Origin of the sequence: Bacillus sp. FSL K6-3149 (genome assembly GCF_038630515.1) — a bacterium.
GTDB lineage: Bacteria > Bacillota > Bacilli > Bacillales > Bacillaceae > Bacillus > Bacillus pumilus.
In genome coordinates, this window is the sequence record NZ_CP152034.1 from 2,675,881 (window position 1) to 2,688,961 (window position 13,081).

Consider the following 13,081-nt stretch of genomic DNA (forward strand, 5'->3'; position numbering starts at 1 on the left):
CTAATAGAAGTTCCATATTTAGTGAAATCATGTGATGCAGCTGAAGGTGATTGGGGGTGTAGAATGAGCAAGATTCCTGTTGCGGAATTGGCATCATTATTAAATGACTGGAACATGGAAATTAAAAAAGATCATGCAGATGAGGCAGAACGGCTATTTGCTAAAGCGAAACAAGCAGTAGAGGAAATTGATGATGCGGACATCCTTATGTACTATTCTCTTCTTGAGAAGAGGCATCACATTCTCATGTACAATTTAAGAGGTCAAAAGGGCAGTGTTTCAACGAAAAGTATGGAAGGTCTCCACGGGAAAAAAGAGGATGACTTATCTAACCGCCTTGCCTACTATTTTGATTTTTATGAGGGTGTGTATGAGCAGCATCAAGGGAATTACGAGGTTGCATTGCAAATGTATCAAAGTGCTGAAAAGCTCTTAGATAAAATTCCAAGTGAGATCGAACGTGCTGATTTTGATTTTAAGGTGGCCTGGCTTTACTACCGGCTTAGTCATATCATGCTCTCACTAAGCTATATCAGGAGAGCCCTTCACGTTTATAAACGGCACAAGCATTATGAAAGAAGAACGGCACTTTCATATTCCCTCATAGCGGCGAATCAAACAGAGATCGGCCGGTATGAAGAGGCGCTTGAAAATTATCGTTTGGCGGAAGAGGTTTTGACAAGCGAGCAGGATGATTTTATGCTGGCTCAGCTTCATCACAATGTGGCCATTTTATATTCATTTTGGAATAAACCGAAAGAATCAATACGTCATCTTGAAAAAGCATTGTCCCATCAAGAATATTACGAGTCGGATTTCTTTTTCCATTCTACGTATCTGATGAGCCGGGAACTCTGTGTGATTGGTGAAAAGCAGCGTGCAAGCCACTATATAGAGGCTGCGTATGCGAGAATAAAAGATGCTTCTCATGAAGTGTTTCAGCTGAAAATAGGCATCGTCCATGACCTTTACTTAACGAATGCACCACAAAGATTTCAACAAATTGATGAGAAATTAAGAAAGTTAGAAGAGAAGAATGAATATCATGAAGTAAAAGAGCTTTCACATTTTGCGGCTAAGTATTGTGAAAAGCAAGCACTTTATGAGCAGTCTGTTTTTTATTTGAACAAAAGTTTAGAAGCGGATTTACATATGAAAAGAATGGGGTTGATTTAAGATGAAAACAGGTTTAAAAGTATTATTCGTTGTAGGTTTAGCGATCGCTGCGTCAGTTCTGACTCAAAACGTTGCGGGTTCTTTCGAAGTAGCAGAAAAAATCATTGGTGGTTAATCCACCATTTATCTCTTGCCCTTGTTGATTATCGTCAGCAAGGGTTTTTTGACTTTTAATAGGCTCTTCTTATTAAACGCTACAAGAACGTTTAATAAGAAGAATTCGCAACAAAGGGGGTGTGCAAATTTGTTACCTGCCTCATTATTCTAAATAAACATAGGGCAGAGCAACAAGTTAAAAAGGTCACCTTTCTTTGCTTAATTTAATTTTTTGCAGGACTTTTCATTCAAATTTTCTCAAATTGATCTATTGTACATAGAAGTAAAAGAAAAAGCGGGAACACCGCTCCATTTGTCATGCATATGATGAGATGAAGTGTATCTAGAAGGTAGGTGATTGTATGGACCCACGGGTGTATGGAGGATTTCACGGAGGCGGTTTTAGCGGAGGAGCAGTGGGGCCACATATTGGCTTTGGCGGGTATTATGTGAGCCCTGGCGTGTTCTCTGGTTTAGGAGGTTATCCTGGATATGGTGGATTCGGGACATTTTCTGGATATTCTCCATATGGCTCCACGTTCATTATGGGGCGTCCTCCTGGTTTTTATGTAAGAAGTTATTAGTGGTTTCATTACAGAGATTGAAATAGCCATCTTTCGATTGGCTATTTCAATTGATGAAAGTGCTTGAATGCAGCAGTGATCACAATGACCCCTAGGATAGAGATAGGCAGCCAAATGATGATAAACGGATCAAATGCATCTGTGTATGCCGCTAATGCAGCACCTAGGCAGTAAAAGACAATAGAGCCTATTCGCATGAAACTGACATGCTGAATGGGAGCTGTTCTTTTTTCCCGATGTGAAATGCGCTGAGCCAAATCCTCAAATAGGTTGGCGAGTGTATTCGTTAGAACCGTTGTGGAAATGCCAGCCACATTTAATTTGCGGGCGGCCGCTGTCTGCAGGCCCATGGCCATGCTTAAAAGGATAATGAGCATAAAATAAGCACCTTGTGTATAAGGGAAAATGGTCATGAGAGCAAATAGAAGCAGTATCAGGACTTCTATGATAAAGATACGTGTAACGGCTTTTGGCCAAAATGTTTTCTCATGCTTTCCGCCTATCACAACAGCAAGTAAAATCCCTAATACAAATCCACTCAGTGCGGTGATGGAATGAAGGGCCGTAAGCTGCAAGGAGCTTCCTGCTGCAATGCCAAGTAGCACAATATTACCTGTCATATTGGCTGTAAATACATGCCCTAAGCTCAAATAGCCAATCACATCCACAATACCTGCTGCAAGGCACAAGAAAATAAGTGCTATATTTCGAAATGAATGTGCGGTCAAAATGGTCATCCCTTTCTTACTCTCTAATGAGTAAGTGTAACGCTTAATGACCGCGTATGTCCATCTTATGTGCCGGGATAATGTCCTCAAGCCGGTGCAAAACTTGTCTGAAAGTGTCATCATTTGCAAGGTGCCTCATGCGTCGGAATGGATCGCCTTTTTCCTTTAGACGCTCTATCACAGCTGGCATGGTAAACAAAGAAGGATGAAGTCCATCTTGATGGAGTTCGTCCCATTCAAGCGGTGTCGCTACAAGTCCAAGCTCATTTCCTCTTGGTGAATAGGGCGCAATGATTGTTTTTCCAGCATCGTGCTGAATATAGTCTAAATACAAGCGCTTGCCGCGTTTTTTCTTAAGACGTTCCAAAGTAAATAGCTCAGGGGCTTGTTCACATAAAAATTGGCATATAAACGCGGTAAATGTCCTCGTTTCTTCATATGTGAAGGCATTTTTCTTTAATGGAATATAAACTTGAAGTCCTTTACCACCGCTTGTTTTAATAAAGGCTGTGAGAAAGAGACCGTCTAAAAGCGTTTTGATTCGCTTGGCAGCTTCTATGGCTAGATGAAACTCGTTAACAGACGGCGGGTCTAAATCAAAGACGATTTCGATCGGCCGGTTCGTATCCCTTGTTTCAAAAGGAATATGAAATTCCATTGCAAGCTGGTTGCCAAGCCAAAGAAGCGTCTGAGGGTCATTACAGACCGTGTATGAAATATCATCAGCTTGATCGGTCAACACATAATCTGGCGCATAATCAGGTGTCGACTTTTGATAAAAGAATTCATCCCCGGCACCATGAGGAAACCGAATTAAAGTCAGCCGTCTTTCACGTAAAAAGGGCAAGAGATAGGGAGCGGCTTGTCTTAAATAAAGTAAGTAATCTGCCTTGTTCAGATGAAGAGCTGGCACAATCGGTTTTTCGGGATGAGTGATGTCAATCACAGCAGGGAGCGGATATAGCTGTTTGAGCATTTGCTGAAACGTACACGTCGCTGGATCAGTATCTAGTAAAAAGGAAGAAAAACGCGGCTCTCTTAAGGCGGATCCATCAAAGGAGATACAAGCAATGCTCGCGACGATAGAAGGTGGGATTTCATATCCTGATGCCCCTGCCTGCTTGCCTTTTGTTTGAAAGAGCGTACGAAGCGTTTGTTCTTCTTCTTTAGAAAATCCATGCTTGAATTGGACAACCTCGGTGAGTTGATGATCTTGATAAATACAGCCTTGAAAGTAGCTATTTTCTTTATCAAAATGAGTCACTATGACAGAGACATATCGCCAGTTTTTGACTTTCAACCATTCTTTTGACCGGGTATTGTCGTGCCATTTACTCGTCCCTTTTTTCGCAACGAGTCCTTCTGCTAAATACGTCGTCATCAGCTTTTTCATATTTTCAGGATTTGTGTCTGTATGAATGAGTTGAAGAAGGGAAGGGTGCTCAAGCTGTACAGATGGCGGAAGTTTTGCTGCTTGGAAAACTTGCTGTAACTGTTTTTTCCTTTCTATCAACGGTAAATCAATTAGAGATTGCCCTTTGCATCTTAATAGATCAAATGCGATCAAATGACATGGAAACCGCTCAGCCTGTTGCTTAATCGCCTCTTTGTTTTTCAGCCTGCCTCTTTGCTGAACCCTCGCAAAATCGCTTTGCTGTTCATCCAGTAAAAAGACCAATTCCCCGTCAAACGTCAGAGGTAAAAAAAGAGCAAACTGATCCCTTAATTGTTCGCACTGTTCAATCACCTCAGGAAACTGTTCATTTAATCGTTTTCCGGCTCTGCTTTCTAAATGAATCTCGTTTTGATCCCACGTCAGAATGGCTCGAAAGCCGTCATATTTTAATTCATACACCCAGTCTGCACCCGTAGGAACCTCATGTGCAGCCGTTAATCGCATAGGTTTCATTTGTGCATGTCACTTCCTCGTATAATGTGTTCTTAGAGTGGGATGAAATTTTCATTTACATACATAAGTCTAACGAAAACATTGCATAGTAAGGAGAAAAGAACGGAGGCGACGCGATGCATACAGTTTGGAAAGGTGGCATTAGCTTTGGACTAGTCAATATTCCAGTGAAGCTGTTTACCGCTACAGAGAACAAAGACATTAAATTAAGGCAGCTGCATAAAGAGTGTCACACGCCCATTAACTACAAGAAAGTATGTGCCAATTGCGGTGAAGAGGTAGCGCCAGAACAAATTGTGAAGGCGTATGAATATGCGAAAAATAAATTTATTGAATTGGACGAGGAAGAGCTTGAAAAACTGCGAAAAGAAAATGAAGAAAAAGCCGTTGAAATCATTGATTTTGTGAAGATAGAAGAGATTGATCCAATCTATTATGAAAGAAGTTACTTTTTATCACCAGATACCGGCGGAGCGAAGGCTTATTCATTATTAAGAAAAGCTTTAGAGGAATCGGGGAAAATTGGTGTCGCAAAGATTATGATCCGCTCAAAGGAGCAATTAGCAATCGTTAGATGCTATGAACATATTTTACTGATGGAAACCATTCATTTCCCTGATGAAATTAGACAGGTATCAGATGTACCGAATATCCCCCAAGAAGAAAACATTGTAAAAAAGGAGTTAGATACAGCGCTTCTTTTAATCGAGCAATTAACCACAACTTTCGATCCAGCTGCCTATCAGGATGAATACAGAGAACAGCTGATGAATTTAATTGGAGATAAAATATCTGGAGAACATACAGTTCAGCCAGAAACGACAGACAAAAAAGATCCTGCATCCAATGTGACCGATTTAATGGCAGCTCTACAGGCTTCAATCGACCGATCAAAACCAGCCAAAGCGAAAAAGGCAGCACCTAAAAAAAGAAAAGCACCAGCGAAAAAAGAAAAGAATGCATAAAATAAGACCGCTTTTGAGCGGTCTTACTGCGGTTTTAACACATCCTGAATGCTCCCATCTTTTCTATGGATAACAACAGAAGTCCCTTTATTAGATGCAATCTCACTTGCCCGGTCGATGGCTTCTTGTTTCGTTTCTTTGACCTCACTTGCTCGTTTTGCTTTCTCTGTTTGAACCGCCCAGCCTTCTTCGTGTTTGACGACATGCTGCGCATGATCCATAAGCTCTGGTCTTGCGGAGCTGCTGTCTTTAGATGGCGTGACAGAACCATGAGCTGAGACATTCTCGATCTCTTTCTCCGTTGCGTTCTTTTTCCATTCTTTCGCTTGACTGATTGCAATTGGGATGGCTCTACTTTCGTCATAGCCTTCCTGCATCATTTTGTTCGCAATCTCAAGCGCTTTTTTTCGAATGACGTTGTCTAATGATTTAAATGAAGCAGGATAATCTTTCATCGTCCAAGGCATATAAAGCGCTCCTTTCTTTTATTTGAACAACTTCCCCCATATGTAATCGATCAAACATATCATTCTTCTCAAACCAATGAAGGGGATAAAATACATCGTTTTGCTGAGGCAGAATCTCATCAATTCCCGCAGAATAGAAGGTAGAAAAGGAGTGATTTTGATGATGATAAAAGGTTTGTATGAAGCCCATTTACCTGTGAGTGACTTAAAGAAATCTATTGCGTTTTATGAAAAATTGGAATTGACACTTGCTCACGCAAATGAACGAGTTGCTTTTTTATGGATTGAGAAAGGGAAGAGCTGGCTTGGCTTGTGGAAAGTAGATATCAATGACTTCCCATATCATCCCTCGACACGGCACGTTGCTTTTCAAATTACAACCTCTAGTATCGAACAAATCAAGGCTTGGCTGGTTGAAAAAGGCATCAGCATTCACCCAATGTTTGGCTTTTCAGAAGAGAAGCAGCCTTTAGTTCTCGATAATCCGCCGCAATTTCATGCAGCGATCTATTTTCTTGACCCAGATGGAAATCTGCTTGAATGCATTGCCCCGCTTGAGCTTGATACAGAAGAAGACCACGATATCATGACATATGAGGACTGGGATCGAAAGAAAAATCCGTTTATTGATTGACAAAATCACTCGTTGTAACTATATTGATTACAACGGTGGTGAAAGATTGTGAAACAAATTAGCAACAGGTATCCGATTGCTGTTCATATTTTGTCATTTATTGCAGGTGTTCCAAAAGAGTGTACAGGGAATTTTATTGCAGAAAGTGTGAATTCAAATCCAGCCATTGTTCGAAAAATGATGGCAATGCTCAAACGGGCGGATCTTATTGAGATACGCCGCGGAGTAGGTGGTGCTTACTTAAAAAGGCCGGCAGAGGAAATCACGCTGTTAGATGTGTACCGTGCTGTCGATGTAAGCGAGGATGAAGAATTGTTTAACTTCCATCAGCCAGTCATCGCATGTCCGATTGGTCAAGCGATGGATACAAGACTGCGGCATGAACTAAAAGAAGCACAAGCTGCACTTGAGAATCACCTAAAGCAAGTGACAATTCAGCAATTATTGACAGAGGCGGAATAAAAAAGCTCATACATTGGAGCTTTTTTTACACTTTTGTTGTAACCATTTTGATTATAACGTATGCACATCACCGTGAATCACAAAATGAGGAGGTCAAACATTATGAAGTTATTAGTAACAGGCGCAACAGGACAGCTTGGATCGCTCGTCGTCCAGCATTTACTTAAAAAGGTACCAGCTGAACAAATTGCGGTGAGTGTTCGAGATCCGCAAAAAGCAGCACATTTAAAGGAAGCCGGGGTGGATGTACGCCGCGGAGACTTTACTCAGCCAGACACCCTTAAGGCAGCCTTTCAAGGCATTGACCGCCTTTTGATCATTTCAACTGCGGATGGTGACCGCGTGCAGCAGCATACGGCTGCCATCCAAGCGGCCAAAGCAGCCAGTGTATCCTTTATTGCTTATACAAGCGTTGTGAATGCAAGAGAGAGTCAGCTTGTCCTTGCACACGACCACGCAAAAACTGAAGAAGCCATTGTGGCCTCTGGCATTCCTCATGTGTTTCTAAGAAACAACTGGTATGTAGAAAATGAAAAAAATACGATACTAGCAGCCGTTAGCGGCGCACCATTTTTAAGTCCAATTGGTGATGGCAAGGTTGGCTGGGCAACAAGAAATGACTACGCAGAAGCGGCGGCAAATGCGTTAACACTTTCTAAACATGACAAGGAGATATATGAACTGTCAGGCCCTCTTCGGACACACACTGAACTTGCTCACATTGTCAGTGAGGTGAGCGGAAAAGAGATCAAAGTGGAGCAAATGGATGTCGACACATTTGGGGAATTTTTAGCTTCTAATGGTGTACCAAAAGAAGCTGTGCCATTTGTCAAAGCCATTCAAAGCGGAATTCGCGATGGTGCCTTAGCCGTTGAAAGCCATGATTTCGAAACCTTATTAGGACGGCCGTTAACACCTATCGACGAAAAAATTCGTGAAATGATTACAAAATAAATTTTCTCAAACGTCCTATCAAAAGGGCGTTTTTTTCATTCAAGCTACACGAGCACTTCATTGAAATTGCAGGAAGTTGGGACTAAAATGGAATTTAGGCTTATTATTTGTTTATTCTTCCTGCTTAATCTAGCATAGGGAAGCTAATAATAAAGGTTAGATTTTCAATTAGTTCTTCTGAATAATGGACGTATATAATGGTTATTACTCTTTCTTAACATATGAAACCTTTTAAAATCTACATAAGCAGGATGTGACGAAATGTTACGAAAAGCCTCCCTTTCTTATCTTATTGCAAGCATTATAACAATAATAGTCATTTTGATTGAAGTTGGTATCCGTTCAGCAGTTGTTTCTCCTTTTGTTCTACTTGATTCGAACAAAGATAACAATCCAAAAGTATTAATCTCCCATTCTCTTTATCAGGGTGATTTTTTATTAACCTATCAAGATGATGACTCCAAAGATCGTTCAGAAGCAGCCTTTCAATTGGGGGGAAAGCAAGTAAATTTCACGGAGATTTCATCTAGGAATAGAGTTAGCGCGATTGAAACTAACAAATTAATGAAAGAAAAAGCAATGGTTTTTCTAAGAAGAGGTTTTGTACTTATTCATGATGATAAAATTAAGATGGAACAGGTATCGCAAAATCCTTTTTTCTCTAAATACAATCTAACGAATCTAACAGAAACTACTAAGGTCAAAACAGGTTTTAAGCATAATACCACATATATTATATTAATTACCTTAATAGGAATTCTTTTTCCAGCTATGTTATTTTTATTTTTTAATCTTCATGAATCTATGAAAAACCTATTCACATTATTTATTCCCTTTGTTCTAGCCATTTTTCTTCCCTTGGGATTAAATTATTTTTTCTTAATGGGATATGCGCTATCAATAACAGGCTCTTATGTATTAAGCATCATTCTCTCTATACTTGTACCTAGTTTCCTGTCAGTCTTATTGACAGCTTATTCATTTGAGTATACTACAAAAGATACGCCTGAAGGTTTAGAAGAGAATGAAGGTGCGTCAGGAAATTCGTTTTTAATGAATGTTAGGGAGCAAGTCGTTTTGTTTGGTGCTGCCACATTATCCTTGTTATATTTCGGATCTTATTTATTACTTCCTTTGTCATTTCAAGCGAAGATCATGGATAACCTTTTTCTTTTTTGTGGCTGGTACTTCGCCCTAATCATATTATTTATTTTTGGTTACTCAATCATACAAAAAATAATAAACAAATATGAAGTTTTGAATACAGAAGCATTCATGTATATTCGCAAGGATATTGAGTATAAGACAAACCAAAAGGTGAATATTTGGGTGAAAAAAGACTCAAAACAGGATGTGAATGCCTGGATATATTCATTTAAACTTCCATTTAAAAGAAGAGTTGATGTGTATGTGACAGAAGGGTTGTTAGATAAGTTTGAAAAAGATGAAATTCGTGCCATCTTATACCATGAAATGGGGCATGCGAAGTTAAAACATGCGCATTATACCATGTTTCTAACTTTGATCGTAACATTATTTATGGGCATCAGTATGTATTATGCCAGACATGTTATGCTTGCCAACGGATGGTGGCAATATGTTCTTATTTTCCCAGTAGGAGTAATTCTCATGATCTTCATTACGGAATGGCTGCCAAAGAAAATCAGCCGGTTATTTGAGATTCAGGCTGATAACTTTGCTGTTTTCCACCTTGGGAATAAAACACTGTATCTCAATACTTTGATTAAATTAAGCAGCCTTATTGAAGAAGAAGATGGAGATTATGGAAAAAAGTCTGAATGGCGTGAAAGTCATCCCTCTTTCGAAAAAAGAATTGAGAACATAAAGAAAAATTAGGCCATCTCACTCCTATTAACGAAAAAATTCGTGAAATGATTACAAAATAAATTTTCTCAAACGTCCTATCAAAAGGGCGTTTTTTTCATTCAAGCTACACGAGCCATATGTCCAAATTTAGACAAATCACCTCGTTGAAATTTCAGAAATTTGGGATTAAAATGAAAATAAGGCCTGTTATTTCGTCATCAGATGACCAAATTGATGAATCAAATTGCAGCAAAGAAGGGAAGTTCGCCGATGAAAGTCCATTTATTCGTTACTTGTTTAATTGACACCATGCAGCCAAATGTAGGAAAGGCCACAGTGGAAGTATTAGAAAGGCTCGGTGTAGAAGTGGAATTTCCAGAGGCACAAGTGTGCTGCGGGCAGCCAGCCTTTAACAGCGGCTATACAAAAGAAACCATTAAAGCAGCAAAAAACATGATCAAAGCCTTTGAATCAGCTGAATATGTCGTGACGCCGTCAGGTTCTTGTAAGGCGATGTTTTTAGAATATCCTCATCTTTTAAAAGAAGACCCAGTGTGGTCAGCAAAAGCTAAGGCACTTGCTGAGAAAACATATGAATTAACCGAGTTTATTGTTGATATATTACATGTCACAGATGTCGGAGCGAGCCTGAAAGGAAACGCAACCTATCACACATCCTGTCATATGACGAGACTGCTGCGAATTAAGGAAGCCCCTTTCACACTGTTGTCAAATGTCAAAGATTTGACGATGACACCATTGCCGCGCGCCGAAAATTGCTGCGGATTTGGAGGAACCTTTTCAGTAAAAATGACTCCTATTTCTGAGCAAATGGTCGATGAGAAAGTCCAAAGCATAGAGGAGACACACGCTGAATACATCATTGGTGCTGACTGCGGCTGCCTGCTGAATATTGGCGGGAGGCTGAATCGTCTTGATAAGCCCATTCAAGTGATGCATATCGCAGAGGTATTAAATAGCCGCTGACTTTAAGAGGGGGAACGGCACATGAGTATGAAAATTGGAGAGAAGGCCTTTAAAGAACGAATCGGGGAAGGGTTAGAAGATAAAGTCATGAGAGTTGCTGTTTCCTCAGCACAGGAACGCCTGTATGAAAGGCGGCTAGCTGCGAGCGAAGAGCTTGGCAACTGGGAAAAGTGGCGTGAGCTTGGCGAGGAAATCCGCCAGCATACGCTGACGCATCTTGATGACTACTTATACCAATTAAGTGAAAGTGTTAGTGCACGCGGGGGACATGTCTTTTTTGCAAAAACAAAGGAAGAGGCATCGGCGTATATTCAACATGTGGCACAGAAAAAGGCGGCCCAAAAGATCGTTAAATCAAAATCAATGGTCACAGAAGAAATTGAAATGAATCAAGCCCTTGAAGAGATCGGCTGTGAGGTGGTGGAAAGCGATCTTGGCGAGTATATTCTGCAAGTAGATGATCATGAACCTCCTTCACATATTGTGGCACCTGCTCTTCATATGACGAAAGAACAAATACGAGAAGTCTTTTACGAAAAGCTCGGATATGAGATGTCAGAGACACCTGAAGATATGACGAGTTTTGTGAGAGCCATCTTACGTGAAAAGTTCCTCGAAGCAGATATTGGTGTCACCGGCTGTAATTTTGCTGTCGCCAATACAGGTTCCATTTGCCTTGTGACAAATGAAGGGAATGCGGATCTTGTCACGGCTATCCCGAAGACACATATCGCCGTTATGGGCATGGAACGGATTGTTCCAACGATGGAGGAGCTGGATGTCCTCGTTGGTCTTTTGTGCAGAAGTGCAGTCGGTCAGAAATTAACGAGTTACATTTCTGTCGTTGGACCAAAAGGAGAAGAAGAAGTGGATGGACCAGAAGAATTTCACTTGGTCATTGTGGACAATGGGCGGTCCAATATATTAGGTACTGCCTTTCAGCCTGTTCTCCAATGTATCAGGTGCGCAGCCTGCATCAATGTGTGCCCAGTTTACCGGCATGTGGGCGGACATTCATACGGATCGATTTATCCGGGGCCAATTGGTGCTGTTTTATCGCCGCTTCTTGGCGGCTATGATGACTACCAAGAGCTCCCCTTTGCATCCAGCCTTTGCGCGGCCTGCACAGATGCTTGTCCAGTAAAGATCCCGCTTCACGAGTTATTAATAAAACATCGTCAAGTCATCGTGGAAAAAGAGGGGAGAGCGTCTAAAGCTGAAATGATGGCGATGAAAATGTTCGGAATGGGCGCTTCGACTCCCGGGATGTATCAATTCGGAACAAAAGCAGCTCCTGTATTGATGAATCGTATGGCTTCAAACGGACAGATTTCAAAAGGAACAGGTCCTTTAAAGAATTGGACAGATATTCGTGACCTGCCAGCTCCTAGTAAAGAAAGATTCAGGGATTGGTTTAAAAAGAGACAGAAGGAGGAGCAGTGATGAAGGGAACCATTTCTCAACGAGAGTCGTTTTTAGCTCATATCCGTAAGCAATTAGGGAAGGATTCCTCCTCGTCTGCATCTATTCAGCGTCCAGCTTGGAAGCATCAAGTTCAGTGGGAAACAAACGGACTTTTGTCTAAAGAAGAGCTAGTCGAGCAATTGAAGGTGCAATGTCAACGAATTCATACAAGAGTGGTCGAAACAACACCAGAGGAAGCGTCCTCTGTATTACGATCATTGATGACAGAGTATGGAGAGGGTTCTGTGATGACATCGGGCGATCATCGTTTTGAACAATATGGATTTTATCCGATGTTTGACACCTTGCAGCACGAAGGATTCGCAGTCACCAGTTGGAATGCTGAGGCTTCAAGGGAAGAAAATATCAGGCTGGCAGAGCAAGCGGCGTATTCGGTTGTATTCAGTGATTACACCTTAGCAGAATCAGGTACAGTCGTCCTTTCATCCCATCAGGGCCAAGGAAGAGCGCTCCATTTTTTACCGATGATGTATATCGTGTGTATCGAAAAAAGCACGGTGGTTCCGCGGATGATTCAAGCTGTTTCGGCTCTTAATCGCTCAGTAGAGGAGGGAGAGCAGGCGAAAGGTGCTATTCATTTTATATCAGGTCCGAGTAACTCTGCGGATATCGAGATGAATTTAGTAGTAGGGGTTCATGGTCCAGTTCGGGCGGTTTATCTATTGATAGATGATGAATAGGGCTTTCGAGAAGAAAGCCTTTTTTCATGCAAAAAAAGCGTACATAAGTTTTAAAATCATCTTGCCTCTAGCGGATTGGACATAGTAAGATGACGACATACAAGATGAACTTCTCATCTACTGCTGA

At 41.0% G+C, this 13,081-nt stretch carries 13 protein-coding genes; 10 read left to right on the forward strand and 3 right to left on the reverse strand.

From position 1 onward, the window contains the following. Positions 1–63: 63 nt before the first annotated feature. Together MHB83_RS13500 and MHB83_RS13505 are read left to right on the forward strand one after the other, a co-directional pair. On the forward strand, positions 64–1,176 hold the full coding sequence (locus MHB83_RS13500; protein WP_050944915.1) for a tetratricopeptide repeat protein: 1,113 nt from the start codon (positions 64–66) through the stop codon (positions 1,174–1,176). A 458-nt stretch (positions 1,177–1,634) separates the two neighbouring features. Further along, positions 1,635–1,856 (forward strand): hypothetical protein, encoded by a 222-nt coding sequence (locus MHB83_RS13505; protein WP_008343948.1) that lies wholly within the window; start codon positions 1,635–1,637, stop codon positions 1,854–1,856. Between the two features lie 41 nt (positions 1,857–1,897). Here the strand turns inward: MHB83_RS13505 and MHB83_RS13510 are convergent, their stop codons facing one another. Then, positions 1,898–2,593 carry a YoaK family protein gene (locus tag MHB83_RS13510; protein WP_050944914.1) on the reverse strand — a complete coding sequence of 232 codons (696 nt, stop codon included), beginning with the start codon at positions 2,591–2,593 and terminating at the stop codon, positions 1,898–1,900. Positions 2,594–2,627: 34 nt separating this feature from the next. Further along, a complete protein-coding gene (locus MHB83_RS13515) occupies positions 2,628–4,493 on the reverse strand; it encodes a DNA ligase D (RefSeq protein ID WP_342496392.1) in 1,866 nt (621 codons plus the stop codon). Between the two features lie 116 nt (positions 4,494–4,609). Here MHB83_RS13515 and MHB83_RS13520 point away from each other — a divergent pair, with 116 nt between their 5' ends. After that, complete coding sequence (locus tag MHB83_RS13520) at positions 4,610–5,458, forward strand: Ku protein (protein WP_342496393.1); 849 nt, start codon at positions 4,610–4,612, stop codon at positions 5,456–5,458. 23 nt (positions 5,459–5,481) lie between these two features. Here MHB83_RS13520 and MHB83_RS13525 read toward each other — a convergent pair whose 3' ends face one another. Then, a complete protein-coding gene (locus tag MHB83_RS13525) occupies positions 5,482–5,925 on the reverse strand; it encodes a DUF2188 domain-containing protein (RefSeq protein WP_268458593.1) in 444 nt (147 codons plus the stop codon). 160 nt (positions 5,926–6,085) lie between these two features. On the opposite strand from MHB83_RS13525, the gene MHB83_RS13530 reads away from it, so the two are divergent. From MHB83_RS13530 to MHB83_RS13560, 7 genes are all read left to right on the forward strand, one after another. Beyond that, positions 6,086–6,559: a VOC family protein gene (locus MHB83_RS13530; protein WP_050944912.1), complete on the forward strand. Its 474-nt coding sequence runs from the start codon at positions 6,086–6,088 to the stop codon at positions 6,557–6,559. Between the two features lie 48 nt (positions 6,560–6,607). After that, entirely contained in the window at positions 6,608–7,021 is a 414-nt protein-coding gene (locus tag MHB83_RS13535; protein WP_342496394.1) for an Rrf2 family transcriptional regulator, read from the forward strand. Positions 7,022–7,123: 102 nt separating this feature from the next. Continuing rightward, positions 7,124–7,975, forward strand: a complete 852-nt coding sequence (locus MHB83_RS13540; protein WP_342496395.1) for an SDR family oxidoreductase — start codon at positions 7,124–7,126, stop codon at positions 7,973–7,975. 261 nt (positions 7,976–8,236) lie between these two features. Continuing rightward, positions 8,237–9,832: a M48 family metallopeptidase gene (locus MHB83_RS13545; protein ID WP_342496396.1), complete on the forward strand. Its 1,596-nt coding sequence runs from the start codon at positions 8,237–8,239 to the stop codon at positions 9,830–9,832. A 240-nt stretch (positions 9,833–10,072) separates the two neighbouring features. After that, positions 10,073–10,789 (forward strand): (Fe-S)-binding protein, encoded by a 717-nt coding sequence (locus MHB83_RS13550; RefSeq protein ID WP_003211416.1) that lies wholly within the window; start codon positions 10,073–10,075, stop codon positions 10,787–10,789. Positions 10,790–10,810: 21 nt separating this feature from the next. Continuing rightward, a complete protein-coding gene (locus MHB83_RS13555) occupies positions 10,811–12,232 on the forward strand; it encodes a LutB/LldF family L-lactate oxidation iron-sulfur protein (RefSeq protein WP_342496397.1) in 1,422 nt (473 codons plus the stop codon). Then, on the forward strand, positions 12,232–12,954 hold the full coding sequence (locus MHB83_RS13560; protein WP_342496398.1) for a lactate utilization protein C: 723 nt from the start codon (positions 12,232–12,234) through the stop codon (positions 12,952–12,954). Before MHB83_RS13555 ends, MHB83_RS13560 begins: the two co-directional genes overlap by 1 nt. Positions 12,955–13,081 lie beyond the last annotated feature (127 nt).

Coding starts and splice junctions, on each gene's coding strand:
- MHB83_RS13505 (WP_008343948.1), top strand. CDS start 1,635: ATGGACCCACGGGTGTATGGAGGATTTCACGGAGGCGGTTTTAGCGGA.
- MHB83_RS13525 (WP_268458593.1), bottom strand. CDS start 5,925: ATGCCTTGGACGATGAAAGATTATCCTGCTTCATTTAAATCATTAGAC.
- MHB83_RS13520 (WP_342496393.1), top strand. CDS start 4,610: ATGCATACAGTTTGGAAAGGTGGCATTAGCTTTGGACTAGTCAATATT.
- MHB83_RS13545 (WP_342496396.1), top strand. CDS start 8,237: ATGTTACGAAAAGCCTCCCTTTCTTATCTTATTGCAAGCATTATAACA.
- MHB83_RS13510 (WP_050944914.1), bottom strand. CDS start 2,593: ATGACCATTTTGACCGCACATTCATTTCGAAATATAGCACTTATTTTC.
- MHB83_RS13515 (WP_342496392.1), bottom strand. CDS start 4,493: ATGAAACCTATGCGATTAACGGCTGCACATGAGGTTCCTACGGGTGCA.
- MHB83_RS13550 (WP_003211416.1), top strand. CDS start 10,073: ATGAAAGTCCATTTATTCGTTACTTGTTTAATTGACACCATGCAGCCA.
- MHB83_RS13530 (WP_050944912.1), top strand. CDS start 6,086: ATGATGATAAAAGGTTTGTATGAAGCCCATTTACCTGTGAGTGACTTA.
- MHB83_RS13540 (WP_342496395.1), top strand. CDS start 7,124: ATGAAGTTATTAGTAACAGGCGCAACAGGACAGCTTGGATCGCTCGTC.
- MHB83_RS13560 (WP_342496398.1), top strand. CDS start 12,232: ATGAAGGGAACCATTTCTCAACGAGAGTCGTTTTTAGCTCATATCCGT.
- MHB83_RS13500 (WP_050944915.1), top strand. CDS start 64: ATGAGCAAGATTCCTGTTGCGGAATTGGCATCATTATTAAATGACTGG.
- MHB83_RS13555 (WP_342496397.1), top strand. CDS start 10,811: ATGAGTATGAAAATTGGAGAGAAGGCCTTTAAAGAACGAATCGGGGAA.